Below are 20,664 nucleotides of genomic sequence, written 5' to 3' on the forward strand. Positions count from 1 at the left end.
CGCGTCGTTGAGGGTCAGGGAGAAGACGCCGTCGCCCTGCGCCATGGCCAAAGCCGCGCCGAGGGCGATGGTGGCATGGCCGCAGAAGGGCACCTCGGACTCCGGCGAGAAGTAACGCACCCGCCAGCCCTCCCCGTGGGGTGCCGCGAAGGCGGTCTCGGAAAACCCCACCTCGGCGGCGATGCGCTGCATCTCCGCCGCCTCCGGCAGTCTTTCGTCGATGGCGACGCCGGCCGGGTTGCCGCCTTCCTCGCCCTTGGAAAAAGCCGCGATGCGCAGCACCTCCATGGCCTGGTCCTCCTCTCGTCGAAGTGTGGTAATGGGCCGGCGGCTCGGCCATTCTTCGTCGGGCAGCTTAAGCGTTGCAGAGCGCTGGTCCAATCACTACTCCTGGTATAGAGTGACGCGGCACTGACGAACTGGGAGACGGGAATTGCATTGGCCGCTTCCTCTGATGGACGGATGTCCGCGCGCCTCGGCGCAAGGGTGACAGTCAGCCTGCTGGCTGCCGACCTTGGCCGCACGCTTGCCTTCTATCAGGGGCTGGGGTTTCGCGTCACCGGGGAGTATGACGACGACGACGGCACCTGGGCGGAAGTCCGGCGGGACAGCGCCGTCCTGCAGTTCTTCACCGACCCGCCCCCGGGCGTGCCCGCCCAGCCGGCGCTCAGCGGCACCATCTACTTCTATCCCGACGACGTTGCCGCCCTGGCGGAGGAATGGCAGGGCAAGGTCGCCTTCGAGTGGGGGCCGGAGGTGATGCCCTACGGCATGCGGGAATTCGGCCTGAAGGACCCTAACGGCTACTACCTCGCCTTCACCGAACCGGTGGACTGAGAGGGCGTCACGGCGCCAAACGCAGGGCGGTCAGAAATGCCGCTGCGCTCAGGGCGATCAGCGCCGCGCCGCCGGCGATGAAGGACGCGCCGATGGAATAGGCCGTGGCGACGGCCGCGCCGGCGAAGGGCGCGACCAGCATCACACTCACCGTCACAGCCTCGCAGACCGCGGAGACCCGCGCCATGCGCTCCGGTACCGCCTGCTGCTGCACGATGGTCCTGAATGGCACGACCACCACCGCCGTGGCCGCGCCGAGCAATCCGAAGACGCCGACGTAGAGCCAGCAGGGCGGTGGACTCTGCGCCGCCGGCGCCAGGCCCAGCAACACCGCCAGCGGTCCGGAGACCAGATAGCCAAACCCCATGAGGGCGAAGGCGTTCACCCGGCCGAGCCAGGCGCCCACGGCCAGGGAGGCCAGCACGCCGCCGCCGCCCGCCGCCGCGATGGCGAGGCCGAAGACACTCTGATCGTAGAGCAGCGTCTTGGTCAGCAGCGGGATCAGGGTGTCGTAGAGGAACAGGAAGAAATAGCCGAAGGCCATGAGCAGCAGACCGAGGGTGAGCGCCGGCTTGTGGCGGAACTCGGCGAGCCCTTCCCGCATCTCGTGCAGCAGCGAGCGGCTCTGCGCAGGCGTTGCCGCGGCGCGCTGCCGGAGGTCCAGGCCCAGGAGCATCAACGCCGCCGCCAGGGAGACCAGGGCATTCGCCAGAAACACCGCCTGCGGCGTGAGAAATACCAGCAGCGCCCCGCCGATTGCCGGTCCGGCCACCTTGGATGTCTGGTTGATGGCATGGCTGAGGCCGTTGGCGGCCGTCCGCTCCTCCGGCGGCACCAGCGCCTGGATCGCCGCCTGCTTGGCGGGGGTGAAGAAGGCGTCGGCGGCACCCCGGGCGAAGACGATGACCAGGAGGACGATCACATCAGGCGCGAAGGCGAGACAGAAGGTACCGGCGGCCCGGCCGAGGTTGCTCAGCACCAGAACCCGCCGCAGATCGGCCCGGTCGATGAGGGCGCCGGCCAGCGGACCGATCACCACATAGGGCAGCCCCAGGGCGACCGCCAGCCAGGCGAAGGCGGCCGGGCCCGCCTCCCAGGTGAAGGCCAGCAGCGCGCCGACGGCAACGAAATCCAGCCAGTCTGCGAAGTCCGCCGGCACCTGCGCGCCCAAGAGCCGCGGCACCCCTTTGTGCTTCACGGCAGTCGCCAGGCCGGCCGGAAATCTCATCTCCGAACCGATTGGGTCAAGCCGCTAGGCCCGCACGTCCGTCTCTTCGGCGGCCTTTGTCGCCAGGCTCCAGGGCGCCGCGGCCGCAGCGCCGGCCGAGGGTGCGGAGATGTCGGCGGCGCCCCAGCAGGTGCCGTCGGCCGGGTCGCGCAGCACGCCGGAGGGGCAGGAGTAGAGCTTCGGGAAGACCAGAAGCTGGGCCACCTCGAGCTCGAAGACATCGGCCAGCGCGGCCAGCGCCGCCTCCCCCATGGCCGGGTCGGCGCGCACCGAACCCCGGGCCGAGGCGTCGATGCGCGGGGTGTGGAAGGCCTCCTCCAAGCTCATGCCATAGTCCAGCAGCAGGGCCGTGATCTGCGACGTGCAGGGCACGATGTGGTTGGCGCCGGAGGCGCCCACGGCGAAGAGCGCCTGCCCGTCCCGCGTGGCGATGGTCGGGCACATGTTGGAGGAGTTGATGCGCTTGCCGCCGGCCATGGAGACCGGATTGCCGGGCCGCGGATCGAAGTAGGAGACCGAGTTGTTCATCAGGATGCCGGTCTGCGGCAGCATCACGCCGCTGCCGAAGCGGTTCAGCAGGGTGTAGGTGAGCGCCACCATGTTGCCGTCGCGGTCCACCGCCGACATGTGGGAGGTGCAGCCGCCTTCCGCCGCCAGGCCCACCTTGCGCTTGTGGGTGGCGAAGGCTTCGTCGAGCGCTCTGGCATAGGCGATCCAGGTGTCTGGGCCCACCTCAGCGCCCGGATCGAAGTGGGCCTCGGCATGGGCCAGCATGTCCAGCAGGCGCTGGCCGCCGGAGGTCTCCCCCGCGGTATGGATGGCGGCCCCGCGGTGGTTGCCGCTGAGCGGGGCGTGGCGCTCCACCTCATAGGAGCCGAGGTCCTCGAAGGAAATGCGCGAACCGCCGGCCTGCAGGTCGGCGGCGATCTTCTCCGCCAGGGCGCCGCGGTAGAAGCTCTCCGGGCCCTCGGCGGCCAGGGTCTTGAGGGTTTCGGTCAGGGCCGGCAGCGGCCGGTGGGTTTCGGGCTGCAGGGGCACGCCGTCCGGCAGGTAGTGGGCGCCGGCCGTCGGGTCGCGGCGCAACAGTGCCGTGGACAGGGCGATCTGCAGCGTCGTGTGCCAGTCCACCGCCAGGCCGCGCTCGGCCAGGGCGATGGTCGGCGCCAGCACCTCGGCCCAGGACAGGCGGCCGTGCTCGGTCAGGGCGGCGGAAAGGCCCGCCACCGCCCCCGGCACGGTGATGGCACCATAGCCGCGCACATTGGCCTGGTCCTTCACCCCGGGATAGCCCATAAGGGAGTCGGGTTCCGCCGGGTCCAGCGGATAGTCGGCCGTGTCGATGGCCCCGGCCAGCGTGCCCTGGAAGTTCAAGACCCGGGCCTCCTGCGCCTCGGCCAGCCAGACCACCATAAAGCCGCTGCCACCGAGGCCGCACATCCAGGGCTCGACCACATTCAGCGCCATGGCGCAGGCCACAGCCGCGTCCACGGCGTTGCCGCCTTCGGCCAGCATGGCCGCGCCGGCCCGCGCCGCCTGCCAATGCTGGGCGGCGACCACGCCATCGGGGGAGGTTACCGCCGGCTTGCGCAGGCGCCATTGTTCGACGTTCTCGTTCACGCGGGCTAATCTCCTGTTTCGCGAATCACCGGGGAGCGACGATGACCTATACCATTAATGCCATGCCAAATCAGGTGCCGGCCGCCCTTCTTGAAAAGGCGCAGCAGGCCGAGACCGCCACCATCGGCCATCGCCGCCACATGGGCTTCGTCGACAAGGCGATCCAGTGCGTTCTTTCCCCAAGCGTCTTTCCCGCACAGCGGGCAGCGGGCTCGGCGGTCACCCTCGCGCTGCCGGGTCAGGATTCCACGCTGTTGCACCACATCATCGCGCAATTGCGCCCCGGCGACGTTCTGGTGATCGACCGGCTCGGCGATCACAAGCACGCCTGCCTCGGCGGCGGGGTGGCGGCGGCCATCAAGGCCAGCGGCTGTGCGGCGGTGGTCATCGACGGGCCCTGCACCGACCTGCCGGAGATCGAGGATCTCGGCCTACCAGTCTGGTGCCGCGGCGTCGCGCCCATCACCACGCGGCTCTACGACATCGGCGGCAGCTTCAACGTACCGGTCTGCTGCGGTGGCGCGGTGGTGAACCCCGGCGATCTGGTGGTCGCCGATTTCAGTGGCGCCCTGGTGATGCCGCCGGACGAAGCCGAGGCGGACATCGACTGGGCGCTCGGCAAGCAGGCGGGCGAACTGGAGGGCCACAAGCGCCTGCTGGCCGGCGAGAAACTCGGCGAGCGTAGCGGCGCCAGCGCCATGGTCCGCGCGAAACTGGGGCATGCCGATTAGGTCGGCTAGACGATTGATAAGGCGACGATGAAGGTTCTGGTTACCGGAAGCGCCGGGCATCTCGGCGAGGCCTTGGTGCGCAGCCTGCGCGCCGCGGGGAAGGAGACCGTCGGCCTCGACATCGCCGCCTCGCCCTTCACGAACGTGGTCGGCTCGATCACCGATCGGACGGCCGTGCGGCGCTGCATGGCTGGGGCCAGTGCGGTTTTCCACGCGGCGACCTTGCACAAGCCCCATGTCGCCACCCACAGCCGCCAGGATTTCGTCAATACCAACGTTTCCGGCACCCTCACCCTGCTGGAGGAAGCCAAGGCAGCGGGGGTCGCAAGCTTCGTCTACACCAGCACCACCAGCGTCTTCGGCGATGCGCTGGTCCCGCCGCCTGGCGCCCCGGCGGCCTGGATCACCGAGGAGACCGTGCCGGTCCCCAAGAACATCTACGGCGTGACCAAGGCGGCCGCCGAGGACCTCTGCCAACTCTTCCACAGAAACCACGGGCTTGCCTGCATCGTGCTGAGAACGTCGCGCTTCTTCCCGGAGGAGGACGACAACAAGGCGTTGCGGGAGGGCTATGCCGACGCCAATGCCAAGGCCAACGAGTTCCTGTTCCGGCGCGGCGACCTGGAGGACATGGTGAGCGCCCACCTGCTGGCGGCGGCGCGGGCGCCGGACATCGGTTTCGGGCGCTATATCGTCTCGGCCACGACGCCCTTCCTGCCGGACGATGTGCCGGAGCTGCGCAGGGATGCCGCCGCGGTGGTGCGGCGGCGGGTCCCGGGCTCCGAGGCGGAGTATGCCCGACGCGGCTGGCGGATGTTTCCCACAATCGACCGGGTCTACGTCAATGCCAAAGCGCGCCAGGATCTGGGGTGGGAACCGCAGTATGACTTCGCGGCCTTGCTTCGGTCCTTGAAGAATGACGAGGAGCCGGGAAGCCCTCTCGCCCGACTGATTGGGTCCAAAGGCTATCACGCAGAGAGCTTTGTCGAGGGGCCATACCCCATAGCTTGAACTGGCACGGCGGTTGAAGCGGGGGGATAGATGGTATATTCGTTTATGTCATAAACAATCTTCACAGCCCGATTAGGCGCTGCGGAGGATAAGATTGCCGAGCGAACGGCACGACAGACTGGGAGGAAAGCATGAGACGCGTTCTATGGCCGCTCTTTGCCGGGCTGCTTGTCCTGGGCTCCGCCGGGGTTGGACCCATCGGTTGGGCGGCGGCGCAGGAAGTCACCCTGCGGGTGCATCACTTCCTGCCGGCCCCGGCGCCGGTGCCGAAGAATTTCATCACGCCCTGGGCGGAGAAAGTGGAAGCCGAGTCCGGCGGGCGGATCAAGGTGGAGATCTATCCGGCGATGCAGCTCGGCGGCAAGCCGCCGGCCCTCTTCGACCAGACGAAAGACGGGGTCGTCGACATCGCCTGGACGCTGCCGGGCTACACCCCCGGCCGTTTCCCGGGCACCGAGGCTTTCGAGCTGCCGTTCATGCCGGCCTCGGCCGAGGCCACCAGCCAAGCGGCCTGGGACTTCTACGACAAGTACCTGCGCAAGGAGTTCGCCAGCGTTCAAGTGATCGCCGTCCATGTGCATAGCCCGGGCCTGCTCCACGTGAAGGGTAACGGGGTCGCCAAGCTTGAGGACATGAAGGGCCTGAAGCTGCGCGGCCCGACGCGTCAGGTGAACGCACTGCTGTCGGCGCTGGGCGCGACGCCGGTGGGCATGCCGGTCCCGGCGATGCCGGAGGCGCTCTCCAAGGGCGTGATCGACGGAACGGTCATCCCCTGGGAGGTAACGACGCCCCTGAAGGTCGCCGAACTGGTGGATAGCCACACCGACTTCGAAAGCTCGCGCGGGTTCTACACCGCGTTCTTCGTCTTCGTGATGAACAAGGCGCGCTATAACTCGCTGCCGGAAGACCTGCGCGCCATCATCGACGCGAACTCCGGGCGGGAGACCTCGCGCTGGGTCGGCAGTGTCATGGACCAGGGCGACGCACCGGGCATCAAGGCGGCTCAGAGCGCCGGCAATGTGATCCGCAAGCTGCCCATGGCGGAGGTGGAGCGCTGGAAAGCCGCCGCCGCGCCGCTCGTCGAAACCTGGATCGCGGAGATGAACGGGAAGGGCTATGACGGCGCCGCCATGGTGGCCGATGCCAAGGCCATGATCATGCAATACGCCGGCGCCGAGTGATCCGCAGTCTGCGGCGGGGCACTAAACCTCGCCGCAGCGGCCCCTTCGCGAGCCATACGTCATGACCGTTCTCATTGCCGGCGCCGGGATCGGCGGCCTGACCCTGGCTCTCAGCCTGCATCAGGTCGGCATTCCGGTGCGCGTCTTCGAGGCTGTGCGCCGGCCCCAGCCGCTGGGCGTGGGCATCAACCTGCAGCCCCACGCGGTGCGCGAGCTGGTGGAACTCGGCCTGCTCGACCGGCTCGACGCCATCGCCCTGCGCACCCGCGAGGTGGCGTACTTCTCCACCGGCGGCAAGGAGATCTGGCGGGAGCCGCGGGGCCTGACGGCGGGCTACGCCTGGCCGCAGTTCTCCATCCATCGCGGCCATCTCCAGATGCTGCTGCTGGAAACGGCGCGCGAGCGGCTGGGAGATGCGGCCATTCGGACCGGCGTGTCCGTGGAGGGATGGCGGGAGAGCGGCGATAGCATCGAGATCGAGCTGGCCGAGCGGGAGACCGGCGCGGCGCTTGGCCGCGAGAGCGGCTCCGTTTTCGTTGCCGCCGACGGCATCCACTCCAAGGCCCGCTCCCGTCTCTTTCCCGACGAGGGGCCGCCGGTCTGGGGCGGCATCATGATGTGGCGCGGCGTCACCCGCGGGCCACGGTTCCTGGGCGGCCGCACCATGGCGATGTCCGGTTGCAAGCAGCGCAAGTTCGTCTGCTATCCCATCGCCGACGACGGCGAGGGCTCGGTGATCAACTGGATCGCCGATCTGGCCCGCCCGCCGGACGCGCTGTGGAACCGGGAGGACTGGAACCGCCCTGGGCAATTGGACGACTTCCTCCCCCGCTTTGCCGACTGGCATTTCGACTGGCTGGACGTGCCCTGGGTGATCCGCAATGCCGAGCGGGTCTTCGAATACCCCATGGTCGACCGCGATCCGCTGCCGCGCTGGACCCATGGCTGCATGACTCTTCTGGGCGATGCGGCCCACGCCATGTATCCCATCGGCTCCAACGGCGCCTCCCAGGCGATCCTCGACGCCCGTGTGCTGACCCGCGAACTGCAGCGCCAGGGGCTTTCCGAAAGCGCCCTGCTGGCTTATGAGGAGGAACGCCGACCGGCCACCGCCAAGATCGTGCAAGCCAACCGCGGCGACGGCCCGGACAAGGTCCTCGACATTGTCGAACAGCGGGCGCCTGAGGGCTTCGAGAAGATAGAGGACGTATTGAGCCACCAGGAACTCGAAGAGACCGCTGCCGCCTACAAGCGCCTCGCCGGCTTCGACGTGGAAACGCTGAACCGGCGGCCCTCCATCGTCGCGCTGTAAGGGGATGGTTACGTAAAGCCATGGTGGGGACAAGTCAGGCCGGGATCGCCCCAGAACTCGAGGCGCTGGTGGGCCAGGCCCTCGGCCGCGCGGCCCGGGCGCTGGCCTTCGCCGGCGGCCTTGTCCTGACGGCCATTGCGGTGATGACGGTGCTCTCGATCTTCGGGCGCAGCCTGGTCTTTGCTGGTCTGGGGCCGATCCCCGGCGATTTCGAGTTGGTGGAGGCCGGCTGCGCGGTTGCCGTCTTCGCCTTCCTGCCCTGGTGCCAGTTTCGGCGCGGCCACGTGACCGTCGACGTCTTCGTCTCGCGCCTCTCGCCTCGGGTACAGGCCTTCCTGGCGATGGTCGGGAACGGCGCCCTCAGCATCGCCGCCTGTCTCATCGCCTGGCGCCTCTGGTTCGGCATGCTGGACAAGTTCGCTTACGGCGAGACCACCATGATCCTGGGCATGAAGCTGGGTTACTCCTACGCCGCCGCGTTTCCCGGGGCCGCCTTCTTCGCGCTGGTCTGTCTCTACACCGTCTGGCGCAGCCTGAACGAGACCATCCGGGGCCACGAAGTGCGATGAGCGGCCAAGTCAAATGAGTGGACTCGCGATGTCGGCCATCGCCTTTGCGGTGATGCTCGGGCTGATCTTTTTGCGCATGCCCATCGGCGCGGCCATGCTGCTGACCGGGCTCGCGGGCACCTGGATCGTCACCGGGACGGCGGTGCCGGTGTTGGCCCAGTGGAAGTCCCTCACCTACGACACCTTCTCCAGCTATTCGCTCTCCATTGTGCCGCTGTTCCTGCTGATGGGCCAGTTCGCCGCCAAATCCGGCATGTCGGAGAGCCTGTTCCGCGCCGCCGCCGACTGGCTGGGCCACCGCCGTGGCGGTGTCGCCATGGCCGCCGTAGGGGCCTGCGCCGGCTTCGGAGCGGTCTGCGGCTCTTCGCTGGCCACTGCCGCCACCATGGGTCAGGTGGCGCTGCCGGAGATGCGGCGCCTGCGCTACTCCGACACCCTTTCCACCGGCGCCCTCGCGGCCGGCGGCACCCTGGGCATCCTGATTCCGCCCTCGGTCATCCTGGTGATCTATGCCATCCTCACCGAGCAGAACATCATCAAGATGTTCGTTGCCGCCCTGATTCCCGGCATCCTGGCTGCGCTCGGCTACATGCTGACGGTGGCGGTCTACGTGCGCCTGAACCCCGAGGCAGCCCAAGCCGCGCCGCGCGTGCCCTACGCCCAGCGCTTGCGCACCTTGATCGGCATCTGGCCAGTGGTCTTTATCTTTGCGCTGGTGATCGGCGGGATCTATTTCGGGCTGTTCACGCCCACCGAGGCGGCGGCCATCGGTGCGGTAGCGACGGGCTGCTACGCGTTGGCCGTGGGCCGGCTCAGCCGCCGGGCCTTTGCCGACTGCGTGCTCTCCGCGGCCTCCTCCACAGCGATGATCTTCTTCATCGTCCTGGGCGCCCAGGCCCTCAACACCTTTCTGGCCCTGACCCAGACCCCCCAGGCCGCCGCCGACTGGGTTGCCGCCTCCGGCTTCTCGCCCTGGCTGGTGCTGACCATGATCCTGGTCTGCTACCTGGTCTTCGGCTGCGTCATGGACTCGCTCTCCATGATCCTGCTGACTATCCCGGTGTTCTTTCCCATCGTCATGGCGCTCGACTTCGGTCTGCCGCCGGAAGAACTGGCCATCTGGTTCGGCATCCTCGCGCTGATGGTGGTGGAGATCGGCCTGATCACGCCGCCGGTGGGCCTCAACCTCTTCATCATCCATTCCCTGGCGGGCGACGTGCCCATGAGCAAGACCTACCGCGGCGTCGCCCCCTTCGTGCTCAGCGACGTGATCCGCATTGTCATTCTGGCCGCCTTCCCGGTGATCACCCTGGGCCTCATGCGAGCGATGTTCTGAGATGCCCGCCCCGCCCCGCCAGCTCGACTACGGCCTGCTCAACGATCTGGGCGGGCACCTCTTCCGCCACGCCTTCCTGCGCGGCCAGCAGGTCTTCGGGGAGGTCTTCGCGGATGCCGGCATCACTCCGCTGCAGTTCATGACCCTGGAGCTGGTCTCCCACAATCCCGGCGTCACCCACAAGGAGATCTGCGCGGCCATGGCCTCTGCCCCCTCGGTGATCACCACCACCCTGAAGCCACTGATCGGCAAAGGCGCCTTGCTGCGCGAGCGCAAAGCCGGCGACGGCCGCCAGATCGGCTACCGCCTCTCGCCGCAGGGCGAAACTTGGTTCCAGGACCTCCGCCCGAAGATCCACGCGGCAGAGCGGAAGCTCTTCAAGGGGCTGCCGGCGGATCAAAGGATCGCACTGCTGCAAGCGCTGAGGCACCTGACGGAGCGTGACCGCCTCGGTCAGCCAGTCCTCGAAGAGTGACCGCCGCTGCCGCCCTCACCGGCCCTAATTGAAGATGATCGCCGTGTCCGGGCCGAGCACCAGGTTGGGCAGCCAGAGGGTGAGCGCGGGGACATAGGTGATGAGGATCAGCACCACGATCAGCGGAACCAGGAAGGGAATGACTGCCATGGTCACCTTCTCGAAAGGCACCTTGCCCACCTCCACCATGATGTAGAGGCCGATCCCCATGGGCGGGGTGGCGATGCCGATGAGCAAAGCCAACTGAAACACGATGCCGAAGTGAACGCGGTCGACCCCGAAGCTGTCGACCACCGGCAGCAGCATGGGCACCAGCATCAGTTTCGCCGGCACGCCCTCCACCACGCAGCCGATGAGCAGCACGAAGACGATCATCATGGCGAGGAAGACGGCGCGGCTTTCGGTGATGGCGAAGATGGCGTCGCCCAGCTTCTGCGGCACCTGCTCGATGGCCAGCAGCCAGCCCATGGCGATGGAAAAGCCGATGATGATCATGATCACCGAGGTCATGAGCATGGTGTCGGTGAGCGCCTTCCACAGCCGCGCGAAGGTCAGCGAGCGGTAGACGGCGCCGAGCACCAGGCAGTAGAGGCAGGCCAGCACCCCGGCCTCGGTCGCGGTCACGAAGCCGCCGAGGATGGAGCCCAGGATGATGGCGGGCGCCACCAGGGCGAGCACGCCGTCGACGCCGGTGCTCATCACCTCGCGGGGCTTTGCCTTCTCCTGGGTCGGGAAATTGTGGCGGATCGCCAGGATACGGTTGAAGATCATCAGCGAAAGGCCGACGACGATGCCCGGAATGACGCCGGCGAGGAACATGCGCTCGATGGACTGCTGGGCCAGGAAGGCATAGACCACCAGGCCGATGGAGGGCGGGATGATGGGCCCGACCACCGCCGAGCAGACGGTCACCGCCGCGGCGAACTCGGCCTTGTAGCCGCGCTCCTTCATCGCCTTGATCTCGATGGTGCCGAGGCCGGCGCAGTCGGCCACTGCGGCGCCGGAGACCCCGGCGAAGATCATCGAGGAGAGCACGTTGACCTGGGCCAGCCCGGCCTTGAAGTGGCCGACCAGGGCATTGGCGAAGTTGAAGATGCGGTCGGTCATGCCGACCACGTTCATCAGGTTGCCGGCCATGATGAAGAAGGGCACCGCCGCCAGGGAGGGCTTGTTCACCCCCTCCAGGATCTGCTGGGGGACGATGTAGAGCGCATCGGAAAACTCGGAGGTGGCGAAGGCCAGCAGCACCGCGGCACCGATGGCCATGGAGACCGGCACCCGGAGCAGAATCAGCGCGATGAAGGCGGCGAAGAGGACGAATGCCATGAGTTCGCTGTCCGCCCCCTAACTGTCCACCGCCGGCAGGCTGTGGGGTTCCTCCCAGCCGAGCCAGGCCTTCACCACATCCAGCAGCGCATTCACGAAAATCAGAAAGCAGGAGATGCCCAGCGGGATCGACAGCGTATAGCGCTCCAGCTCGCCCCAGGGCGTCACCACGGCATCGATCACGCCGACCTGGGACTCGATGATGGTCGGCATCTGCAGGAGGATCACGCCGGTCACCAGCATGACCATGAAGGCGACGAAATAGCGGGTTCCCGTCATCGCCCCGGCGCCCAGGCGCAGCACCACGAAGTCCACGGCAATATCCTTGCGGAAGCGGTAGACCGCGTAGAAGCCGAAGAAGGACATCCAGACGAAGAACTGCATCGTCCAGGGCCATATCCAGTAGAAGGACAGGTTGAAGGGCCGCAGGACGATGGTGGCCGCGGTGCCGATCAGCATCAGCAGCAGGCAGATGTTGGCGATGATCAGGAACAACCAGCCGAGGGATTCAAGCCAGCCGTCCAGCAAGAAGGCGAGCCGCGCGAGCGGCCCGCCCTCTATCGGTTCGGACCCCAGCACCTCCGGTTACTGGGCGGTACGGGTCGATTCGACCATTGCCAGGAAACCTTCAGGCAGCTCGCCCTGGCTTTCCAGATCCTGGTAGAAGCGTTGCATGGACTCGACGAAGGGTTTGCGGTCCACACTGACGAAGGTCACGCCCTGGTCGCGCATGCGCGCGATGGACTCTTCGGCGGCCGTGCCCATGATCTCATGGCTGTAGACGCCGGCGTCCTCGTAGGCCCGGTTGAGGGCCGCCTGCAGTTCCGGGTCCAGCTTGTCGTAGGCCTTCTGGTTCACCATGAAGCCGATGGACTGATAGTACTCGTCGTGGCGCACCACATGGGGGGCGACCTCATAGAAGCGCATGGCCTCTACGAGAGCGATGGGGCTGTTCACCGCGCTGACGATCTTCTTGTCGATGGCCTGATAGACGTCGGTCCAGGCCAGGGTCTTCACGTCCGCGCCCAGATGCGTCCAGGTGGCGATGGCCATCTTGTTGGGATGCATCCTGAGTTTGATCCCCTTGAGATCACCGTAGCTGCGCACGTCCTCGTTGGTGACCATGACGCGGTAGGGACCGCGGATGATCGCCGTGGGATCGCCGAGCACGCCGACGCCCGCCTGCTCGGAGGCGTTCTTGAACCAGCCTCTCGCCATGTCGGTATTCATGAAGCGCACCCAATGATCGCGGTCGTCGAACAGAAAGGCCGCGCTGATCCAGGTGATCTCCGGCACCCACTTCTTCATATAGGTGGAGCCCTCGGCATAGAGGTGTACCGTTCCGAGCTTCAACTGCTCCATCGTGGCTTCGGTCTTGCCGAGCTGCTCGTTGGGATACATTTTGATCTTCAGCTTGCCGTTGCTGTACTCCTCGGCCAGATCGGCAAAGCGCTGAAACACTTTCCCTTCCGGGCTGTCCGGCGGCATCTTGTGGGCCATGCGCCACTCTTCAGCGGCCTGAGCGGTGGATACCGTCAGACCGGCCGTCAGGGCCAAAGCCGTCAGGCCGAGAAAACTACGCTTCGTGATGTTCATTTTTGTCCCCTCCGTTGCAGGCAACGCCGTCACTGGCGTTGCGGCGCGCAGCGGTGCAGGATTCAGAGGAAGACCGTGTTCGCAACGCCGGGGCAATCTGCCGCGACGTTGGGTCGGCCTTCGAGGATGCTTGCCGCCGTCGTTCGCCTTTCGCGGCATTAGATCGCAAGCCATAATCGACGGTCAATAGCGTCGCGGGCCGGCGGTTACCAATGGTAGAACGGCCCTTGGTTAATTCGGGTGGCCGCGGTCTTATGGCGGCAGGGACTTGACGGTTGCATTGCGGTCGACAAGCTGGCGGAACCCCCGGCAAGCCGGGGCAAAGCGGTGTCAGGAGGAACGATGGCGGGCAAGGCTTTTGCCTCTCAAGGCGATCTGGAAGAAAAAACCATTACCTTCGAAGAATTAGCCGAGGGTCTCTATGCCTACACCGCCGAGGGCGATCCCAACTCCGGCATCATCGTCGGCGACGAGTCGGTCATGGTGGTGGATACCCAGGCGACGCCGGTGATGGCGCAAGGTGTCATCGACCGTATTCGTTCGGTTACGGATAAGCCCATCGAGTACGTGACTCTCAGTCACTACCACGCCGTGCGGGTTCTCGGCGCTTCAGCCTATGGCGCCCAGCAGGTGATTGCCAGCCGCGATACATACGACCTCATCGTCGAGCGCGGCCAGCAGGACTACGAGTCGGAGGTCGGCCGCTTCCCGCGCCTGTTCCAGTCCGTGGAAAGCGTGCCGGGGCTCACCTGGCCCAATGTGGTGTTCGAGGGATCGCTGACCCTCTACATGGGCAAGCACGAGGTCCAAATCCTGCAGTTGGGGCGTGGCCATACGAAGGGCGATACCGTGGTCTGGCTGCCCAAGGAGAAGGTGCTCTTCGCGGGCGACCTTGTGGAGTTCGGCGCCACCCCCTACACCGGCGACGCCTACCTGAAGGACTGGCCGAACACCCTGGAGCGGCTGCGCGCCCTCGGCCCCGAGAAGCTGGTGCCCGGGCGCGGCGCGGCCCTGAAGACGCCGGCCGAGGTGGAAGACGGCATCGCTGGCACCCAGGCTTTCCTGACAGAGATGTACCAGTCCGTCGCCCAGGGCGTTTCCGGCGGCAAGAGCCTGAAGGACATCTATGGCGAGACCTTTCAGCGCCTGGAGCCCAGGTTCGGCGGCTGGGTGATCTTCGAGCATTGCATGCCCTTCGACGTGGCCCGCGCCTACGACGAGGCATCGGGCATCGCCGATCCGCGCATCTGGACCGCCGAGCGGGATCTCGAGATGTGGCGCGCCCTTGAACAGGGCTGAAGCGAAAGCGCCGTCCACAAGAGCCGCCGACCAGATGCCCAAGACCTATCAGAATCCACGCTACCCCTATCGGCGCAGCGACGACCAGTACGCCGGCACCGCCCATCATCCGGCCATCATCGTCGGGGCCGGGCTCGTCGGGCTGGCCGCCGCGGTGGACCTTGCCAGCCGCGGCGTCGCCTCGGTGGTCCTCGACGACGACGACACGGTCAGTTTCGGCTCCCGGGCGATCTGCTTTTCCAAGCGCAGCCTGGAAATCCTCGACCGCCTCGGCCTCGGCGCCAAGCTGAAGGAAAAGGGCGTGACCTGGCATACAGGCAAGGTCTTTTTCCGTGACCGCATGATCTACGACTTCGACCTGCTGCCGGAGGGCGGGCACTGCTGGCCCGCCTTCATCAATCTCCAACAGTACTACGCCGAGGAGTGGCTGGTGGAACGGGCCGAGAGCAGCGGCCTCGTGGATCTGCGCTGGAAAAACCGGGTCGTCGGTGTCGAACCCGCCGACGGCGGTGCCGCCGTGGTCATCGATACGCCAGACGGTCCCTATCGTCTGACCTGCGACTATCTGCTGGCCGCGGACGGTGCGCACAGCAGCGTCCGGAAGGCGTTGGGGCTTTCCTTCAGCGGCCAGGTCTTTCTCGACCGCTTCCTGATCGCCGATGTGGTCATGCAGGCGGATTTCCCGAGCGAACGCTGGTTCTGGTTCGATCCGCCGTTTCACCGCGGCCAATCGGCGCTTCTGCACCGGCAGCCGGACAATGTCTGGCGCATCGACCTGCAGCTCAGCTCGGGCTGTGATCCGGAAGAGGAGAAGCGCCCGGAACGGGTCATCCCGCGCCTGCGCGCCATGCTGGGTGAGGAGATCGACTTCGAGCTCGAATGGGTCTCCGTCTATACCTTCCAGTGCCGGCGCCTGGAGCGCTTTCGCCACGGCCCGGTGATCTTCCTTGGGGACTCGGCGCACCAGGTCTCGCCTTTCGGCGCGCGCGGCGGCAACGGCGGCCTGCAGGATGCCGACAATCTCTGCTGGAAGCTCGCCGCGGTGCTCAAGGGCGAGGCGCCGGACCGCCTGTTGGACAGCTATGACGCCGAGCGCATTCCGGCGGCCGAAGAGAACATCCTGAACTCGACCCGCAGCACTGACTTCATCACCCCGAAGAACGAGGTCAGCCGCCTGTTCCGCGACGCCACTCTGGAGCTGGCCGAGCGGCATCCCTTCGCCCGGGCCCTGGTCAACTCCGGCCGCCTCTCCCAGCCCGCGATCCTGACGGGCTCACCCCTTATCAGCGACGGGAGTCCAGACCATGCGGAGGCGATCCCGCCGGGCGCGCCTTGTCCGGATGTGCCGCTGGTCCGTGGGCAAGAGACGCGCTGGCTGCTGCACCTCGTGACCGGCGGCTTTTTCGGTCTCTACTACAAGGGACCCGAAGAAACGTCGGACAGTCGGCGCGAATGCGCCCGCCTCGCCGAAGCCGAACCGGGCCTCTCCGTGCTGGCCATCGTGAGCAAGGGGGTGGACGTGGCGGACGGCGAGGACGCCTGGGTCGACGCCGAAGGGCTTTTTGCCGAGCTCTACGGCGTTCGGTCCGGCAGTTTCCTGCTAATCCGGCCGGACCAGCATGTCGCCGCGCATTGGCCCGCGCTATCCCATACGGCCGTTACGGAAGCGATAGGAAAATCTCTTTCTCTTGAATAGGTTCCGAATGAATTCGAAACTGATAGATGAACCTAATATCGCGGCACCTGATGACTTCTATGCCGCGCTGATGGACCTGCACCGGGACCTCGACCTCGAAGAGAGCGCCAAGGTCAACGCGAAGCTTGTCCTCCTGCTCGCCAACCATATCGGCGACATGACAGTTCTGCGCGAGGCCATTGCGGCGGCCCGATCCGGTTCATGACCGGGCCCTTCCCCACCACGGCGCCGCCGGCGCCGCGGCAGGTCCTGAAGGGGCTGCTGGAACTCGCCGGACTCGATGGTGCGCAGGCCGGCTCCGTTGCGCTCACCGGCAGCGAGCCGGTGCTTCCCTCCTCCTATGCCGTTGGCACCATCGCCCAGGCGACCATTGCAGCCACCGCGGCCGCGGCGGCGGAGCTGTGGACGCGGCGCGGCGGTTCAGCGCAGGACATCGCCGTCGACATGCGCCATGCGGCGATCGAGTTTCGCAGCGAACGTTTGTTCCGTGTCGACGACCAACCGCCCAACCGTCTCTGGGATGCCATTGCCGGCGTCTACCGCACGGGCGACGGACGTTGGGTGCGCATCCACACCAACTTTCCCCACCACCGCGACGGCATCCTTGCCCTGCTCGGCTGCGCTTACGAGCGGGCAACGGTGCAGGAGGCGCTGGAGAAATGGCAGGCGCCCGCGTTCGAGGCGGCGGTTGCCGAACGCGGCCTGGTGGCCACCATGTTGCGCAGCCCACAGGAGTGGTTGGGCGAACCGCAGGGCCAGGCCTTGGCCGCGCAAGACCTGCTGTCCTTCGAGAGGATCGGGGAAAGCCCCGCTGAACCTCTGGAGGTTGCCGAGCGGCCGCTCGCCGGGCTGCGTGTGCTCGACCTGACCCGCATCATCGCCGGGCCCGTGGGCGGGCGGGCCCTGGCGGCCCATGGCGCCGATGTGATGCGGATTGCCGGCCCGCACCTGCCCTTCATCGAACCGCTGGTGATCGACAGCGGACGAGGCAAGCTCTCCGCCCACATCGATCTGCGCGAGGAAGCAGGACGCGAGACCCTGACCGCGCTGATGCGCGAGGCCGATGTCTTCGTTCAAGGCTACCGGCCCGGCGCTTTTGCCGGACACGGTTTCGGCCCGGAGGCGGCCGCCGCGATCAGGCCCGGGATCGTCTATGTGTCGCTCTGCGCCTATGGCTACGAGGGACCCTGGGCCGGGCGGCGCGGCTTCGACTCCCTGGTCCAGACCGCCAGCGGGATCAATCACGGCGAAGCCGAGGCTGCCGGCATAGAAGGCCCGCGGGAACTGCCCTGCCAGGCCCTCGATCACGCCAGCGGATACCTGATGGCCTTCGGTGCCATCGCCGCCTTGCGCAAGCGCGTGCTGGAGGGCGGAAGCTGGCATGTCCGCGTCTCCCTGGCCCGCACCGGGCGCTGGCTGCAGTCCCTGGGGCGCTTGGCGGAGGGGCAGGCCTGCCCCGAACCCGAATCTTCCGCCGTTGAGGCCTTGCTGGAGCATTCGGATTCGGGTTTCGGCAGATTGAGCGCGGTCCGGCACGCCGCCGTCATGTCCAAAACGCCGCCGCGTTTCGCAAGGCCGAGCGTGCCGCTGGGCAGCCACCCGCCGCGCTGGCCGGATTGACCGGGTTTAGAACTTTGTCCGCAGGCCCAGGGTGACCAGATTGCGTGTGAAGTCCTGCTCGTCCACGTCGGACCAGCGCTGTTCGAAGCGATAGTCGGCGGCCAGAGAGAGATAGCGGTTCAGCAGATACTCCCCGCCCAAACCGAAAATCGCCCGATCATCGGTGCGATCGATCTCGCGGAAGTCATCCTGGATGTAGCGGGCGACGCCGAGCAGCAGGATGTTGCGCTGCAGTTCGTGCTGGACTTCACCGGCAACCGTCGTCTGCGTCTTTGACGAAGACCCTGGTTGATTCGTCGCGGTGTCCCGCCTCGCAAGGCGCCCCTTCACCGTGGTCATGGCCGTGACATACCAGGTGGCGTTTCCTTCGGCGATGAAATCGACTTCGTCGTCGAAGCGGGAGTCCTCGAAGTCGTTGGCGATGAAACCGACTTCGAGGCCAACATGGAACAGCCGCGTCAACTCGGTATCGAAGCCCAGAGTGGCGCCGGCGGCCTGGGCGTCGCGGTCCGCCCCGGTCTCATCGACCTCGTCGAAATCCCGGATCCGGTAGAAGGGCTCGAACTTCAGGTCGGTGATTGCCGATAGCTCATAGCCGATGGGCAGGCCGAAGCGGTATTCGGTGCGGTCCCTGTCGTCGTCGCCGGTGGAGACGAAGTCGTCACGCCGCACAAAGGCGGCTCCGCCGACGGAAAGCCTGTTGAAGCGGTGGGTGTATTTCAGTTCGGAGAGAAACCGATTGAACTCGGTGGGGTCGTCTTCGTCGCTGTCCTCCGGATCGTCGCGCCCCACGACCCGGCGGCTGTGCTCGGCACGCAGCCCCAGGGTGTTGCGTTCCGCCAGGTCGAGCCGCAGCCGGGGGCGGATGAAATACTCGGTGCGGTCCTGGTCGCTGTTATCCAGGAAGGCTTGATGGCGGAGGTTTCCGGAGACCTGCAGCTCGTGGCGTGACCATTCGCTCCTGGCCAGCAATGCGGCGGTGACGGAGGTGATGAGGTCGTCCTGCTCGCCGTCCTCGTCGGCGAAAACGTTGTCGTCGTAGGTTTCACTCACCGACAGCCGCGGAAAGAGGCGAAAGCCGCCCAGGTCCAGCCCCTTGGCGTCGAACGCACCCCGCGGCCGTTCCTGCACCGACCGCGGTTCGTCCCTCTCTTGCGCAAGCGCCGCTTGGGGGAAACCGGTCAGCACCGTGGCCAAGAGAACGCCAAGCCGGAACGGCCGCAGGGCCACAAGCGCTTCGCGAACGCTCATTACCCAGCGTCGCCGCGATCCGGCGTCATCGATTGCCAGGCCAAGGACGGCACCGCCTAAAAGTAACGTTCGTAGACGTTGATCACGTCGCCGGGCTGAACGTAGGCCAGGGGGTCGGCCTGGAACTCGGAAATCTGCCCCTCCACCACGCGGGTGATCGACATCAGATCCTGGTCGGCCCGGAAAGTGAAGCCGCCGCTGATCGAGACCGCGGTGAGCACGGTCATCCGCGGTACATAGGGGTACTGCCCGGGGGCCTTGGTCTCGCCCAGGATGTAGAAGGGCCGATAAGTGGAGATCTCGACACTGCAGTTCGGGTTCACCAGGATGCCTTGTTTGAGTTCGGAGCCGATCTGGCCCTCGAGTTCGCGCAGGCTCAGGCCCTCGGCGTCGACGGCGCCGATCAGGGGCACGGTGATGAAGCCCGAATCGCTGACCAGATACTCACCCGACAGTTCATCCTGGCCGAAGACGACCAGGCGAATGCGGTCGCCGGCCCCAAGCTTGTAGGGCCCCTCATCGGCCGGTGGCAGTGGCGGCAGGGACCCGTGTCCCGCGCAGCCAGCCAAGGCGAGCGACAACAAAAGCACCGCGAGCAGCCTTACGGCCGGTCTCCGCCCGAAGCGCATCTCCTCCTCCTATACCAGTGCCAGTCAAAATGGGCGGCTCATCGGCGAACCCGCCGCCTTCTGCCTGCCCGATCTCGTTCGGGTTCCCTCACCCTCCCCCGGAAAGTCCCGCGGCCATGGACGGCCGCCCCGGTGCCGGGCGGTCCATACCGCACCGCTGAAGAATGTGATCGACGAAGTCCGGTTCAAGTTTGGTCCGCGGCGCGGCTGCAAGCTGCGCTTCCAGCACCGCGGCGTGGCTCGATCGTTCGACGCAGCGGCCGGCCAGCGGCAGGGCAGAGAGCGGCCAGACCTCCGCCATGGCGAGAATGGCCCGCTTGAGGTCCAGACTCTCCTGGCGTTCCAGGGCCTCGAAGACATCGGGCTGCAAGACATAGCGGCCCCGCGCGCTGCCGATGATGGCGGCAAAAGCACCGTCCCGCTCGATCACCTCCGCATCGGCCACGGCGACGACATTGCCGCCCTGCTCCCGGTAGCGGTCGACGACCTGCTTGATTGCCGGAACGGCAGCGGCGATCAGGTGGCTCGGAACCAGCAGGGCGAAGGGATCGAGGCCAATGGCCTTCCTTGCCCCCCAGAGGGCATGGCCCAGGCCGTGCAATCTGCCATGGCGCGAGATCAGCACCTTGCGGGGCCACCCCGCCGGTCCCCAGGCCGCCGGCCGGCCGATGAGGCGCTCAGGACCCGTTCTCTCTGGTTCCGGCTCTGTCGGGGAATGGCCCTCGACGATCGCCAAGCCTTCCTGGGTGACGAAAACCAACTCCTCGAACCCGCTGGCCAGGGCTTCCTCGACGGCGCGGCGGACGAGCAGCCGCTCCACCGCGGCCTCTGCCGCCTGTGGAAGGGTGCTGCGGTTTCCTTGCGCACAGTGCCGGACTACTCCGACCGGAATGACGGCCTTGCGCGGGGCTTCGATGATCAAGGCTGATTGGCTCCTATTTCGTCGCGAG

The 20,664-nt window shown here is 66.7% G+C and carries 21 protein-coding genes; 12 read left to right on the forward strand and 9 right to left on the reverse strand.

Annotated elements, in window-relative coordinates; all coding sequences use genetic code 11:
* A partial coding sequence (locus tag Q0996_RS23155; protein ID WP_322096789.1) for a PhzF family phenazine biosynthesis protein occupies positions 1 to 381 on the reverse strand: 381 nt, incomplete at its 3' end.
* Between the two features lie 81 nt (positions 382 to 462).
* On the opposite strand from Q0996_RS23155, the gene Q0996_RS23160 reads away from it, so the two are divergent.
* Positions 463 to 837 (forward strand): glyoxalase/bleomycin resistance/extradiol dioxygenase family protein, encoded by a 375-nt coding sequence (locus Q0996_RS23160; RefSeq protein ID WP_299625725.1) that lies wholly within the window; start codon positions 463 to 465, stop codon positions 835 to 837.
* 7 nt (positions 838 to 844) lie between these two features.
* On the opposite strand, the gene Q0996_RS23165 is transcribed toward Q0996_RS23160, so the two are convergent.
* The gene (locus Q0996_RS23165; protein WP_299625728.1) at positions 845 to 2,035 is read right to left on the reverse strand and encodes an MFS transporter; all 1,191 of its coding nucleotides are present in this window, start codon (positions 2,033 to 2,035) and stop codon (positions 845 to 847) included.
* 54 nt (positions 2,036 to 2,089) lie between these two features.
* Positions 2,090 to 3,682 (reverse strand): gamma-glutamyltransferase family protein, encoded by a 1,593-nt coding sequence (locus Q0996_RS23170; RefSeq protein ID WP_299625730.1) that lies wholly within the window; start codon positions 3,680 to 3,682, stop codon positions 2,090 to 2,092.
* Between the two features lie 41 nt (positions 3,683 to 3,723).
* On the opposite strand from Q0996_RS23170, the gene Q0996_RS23175 reads away from it, so the two are divergent.
* The 7 genes from Q0996_RS23175 (at position 3,724) to Q0996_RS23205 (ending at position 10,297) form a co-directional block, all read left to right on the forward strand.
* The gene (locus tag Q0996_RS23175; protein ID WP_299625733.1) at positions 3,724 to 4,413 is read left to right on the forward strand and encodes an RraA family protein; all 690 of its coding nucleotides are present in this window, start codon (positions 3,724 to 3,726) and stop codon (positions 4,411 to 4,413) included.
* Between the two features lie 27 nt (positions 4,414 to 4,440).
* Positions 4,441 to 5,424, forward strand: a complete 984-nt coding sequence (locus Q0996_RS23180; RefSeq protein WP_299625736.1) for an NAD(P)-dependent oxidoreductase — start codon at positions 4,441 to 4,443, stop codon at positions 5,422 to 5,424.
* A 131-nt stretch (positions 5,425 to 5,555) separates the two neighbouring features.
* Positions 5,556 to 6,605, forward strand: a complete 1,050-nt coding sequence (locus Q0996_RS23185; protein WP_299625739.1) for a TRAP transporter substrate-binding protein — start codon at positions 5,556 to 5,558, stop codon at positions 6,603 to 6,605.
* A 61-nt stretch (positions 6,606 to 6,666) separates the two neighbouring features.
* Entirely contained in the window at positions 6,667 to 7,917 is a 1,251-nt protein-coding gene (locus Q0996_RS23190; protein WP_299625741.1) for a flavin-dependent oxidoreductase, read from the forward strand.
* A gap of 20 nt (positions 7,918 to 7,937) precedes the next feature.
* Positions 7,938 to 8,486, forward strand: a complete 549-nt coding sequence (locus Q0996_RS23195) for a TRAP transporter small permease (protein WP_299625743.1) — start codon at positions 7,938 to 7,940, stop codon at positions 8,484 to 8,486.
* Between the two features lie 13 nt (positions 8,487 to 8,499).
* A complete protein-coding gene (locus Q0996_RS23200; RefSeq protein ID WP_299625745.1) occupies positions 8,500 to 9,822 on the forward strand; it encodes a TRAP transporter large permease in 1,323 nt (440 codons plus the stop codon).
* A gap of 1 nt (position 9,823) precedes the next feature.
* Positions 9,824 to 10,297 carry a MarR family winged helix-turn-helix transcriptional regulator gene (locus Q0996_RS23205; protein WP_299625748.1) on the forward strand — a complete coding sequence of 158 codons (474 nt, stop codon included), beginning with the start codon at positions 9,824 to 9,826 and terminating at the stop codon, positions 10,295 to 10,297.
* Between the two features lie 24 nt (positions 10,298 to 10,321).
* Here the strand turns inward: Q0996_RS23205 and Q0996_RS23210 are convergent, their stop codons facing one another.
* Genes Q0996_RS23210 through Q0996_RS23220 form a run of 3 tightly spaced genes read right to left on the reverse strand, consistent with a single transcriptional unit; the run spans position 10,322 to position 13,219 of the window.
* Positions 10,322 to 11,623, reverse strand: a complete 1,302-nt coding sequence (locus Q0996_RS23210) for a TRAP transporter large permease (protein WP_299625751.1) — start codon at positions 11,621 to 11,623, stop codon at positions 10,322 to 10,324.
* A gap of 18 nt (positions 11,624 to 11,641) precedes the next feature.
* On the reverse strand, positions 11,642 to 12,202 hold the full coding sequence (locus Q0996_RS23215; RefSeq protein WP_299625753.1) for a TRAP transporter small permease: 561 nt from the start codon (positions 12,200 to 12,202) through the stop codon (positions 11,642 to 11,644).
* Positions 12,203 to 12,208: 6 nt separating this feature from the next.
* Entirely contained in the window at positions 12,209 to 13,219 is a 1,011-nt protein-coding gene (locus tag Q0996_RS23220) for a TRAP transporter substrate-binding protein (RefSeq protein ID WP_299625756.1), read from the reverse strand.
* Between the two features lie 342 nt (positions 13,220 to 13,561).
* Between Q0996_RS23220 and Q0996_RS23225 the strand changes: the two genes are divergently transcribed.
* Genes Q0996_RS23225 through Q0996_RS23240 form a run of 4 tightly spaced genes read left to right on the forward strand, consistent with a single transcriptional unit; the run spans position 13,562 to position 17,834 of the window.
* On the forward strand, positions 13,562 to 14,518 hold the full coding sequence (locus Q0996_RS23225) for an MBL fold metallo-hydrolase (RefSeq protein ID WP_299625759.1): 957 nt from the start codon (positions 13,562 to 13,564) through the stop codon (positions 14,516 to 14,518).
* Between the two features lie 34 nt (positions 14,519 to 14,552).
* Positions 14,553 to 16,214 carry an FAD-dependent oxidoreductase gene (locus Q0996_RS23230; protein ID WP_299625762.1) on the forward strand — a complete coding sequence of 554 codons (1,662 nt, stop codon included), beginning with the start codon at positions 14,553 to 14,555 and terminating at the stop codon, positions 16,212 to 16,214.
* 7 nt (positions 16,215 to 16,221) lie between these two features.
* Complete coding sequence (locus Q0996_RS23235) at positions 16,222 to 16,419, forward strand: DUF2783 domain-containing protein (protein ID WP_299625765.1); 198 nt, start codon at positions 16,222 to 16,224, stop codon at positions 16,417 to 16,419.
* The gene (locus Q0996_RS23240; protein ID WP_299625768.1) at positions 16,416 to 17,834 is read left to right on the forward strand and encodes a CoA transferase; all 1,419 of its coding nucleotides are present in this window, start codon (positions 16,416 to 16,418) and stop codon (positions 17,832 to 17,834) included. The genes Q0996_RS23235 and Q0996_RS23240 overlap by 4 nt, the downstream gene beginning before the upstream one ends.
* A 6-nt stretch (positions 17,835 to 17,840) precedes the next feature.
* On the opposite strand, the gene Q0996_RS23245 is transcribed toward Q0996_RS23240, so the two are convergent.
* The 3 genes from Q0996_RS23245 to Q0996_RS23255 form a co-directional block, all read right to left on the reverse strand.
* Entirely contained in the window at positions 17,841 to 19,085 is a 1,245-nt protein-coding gene (locus tag Q0996_RS23245; protein ID WP_299625771.1) for an outer membrane beta-barrel protein, read from the reverse strand.
* Positions 19,086 to 19,141: 56 nt separating this feature from the next.
* Positions 19,142 to 19,714, reverse strand: a complete 573-nt coding sequence (locus Q0996_RS23250) for a polysaccharide biosynthesis/export family protein (RefSeq protein ID WP_299625774.1) — start codon at positions 19,712 to 19,714, stop codon at positions 19,142 to 19,144.
* 88 nt (positions 19,715 to 19,802) lie between these two features.
* Positions 19,803 to 20,636 (reverse strand): hypothetical protein, encoded by an 834-nt coding sequence (locus tag Q0996_RS23255; protein WP_299625777.1) that lies wholly within the window; start codon positions 20,634 to 20,636, stop codon positions 19,803 to 19,805.
* Between the last annotated feature and the right edge of the window lie 28 nt (positions 20,637 to 20,664).

The sequence above is a fragment of the Pelagibius sp. genome (genome assembly GCF_028289705.1).
GTDB lineage: Bacteria > Pseudomonadota > Alphaproteobacteria > Kiloniellales > Kiloniellaceae > Pelagibius.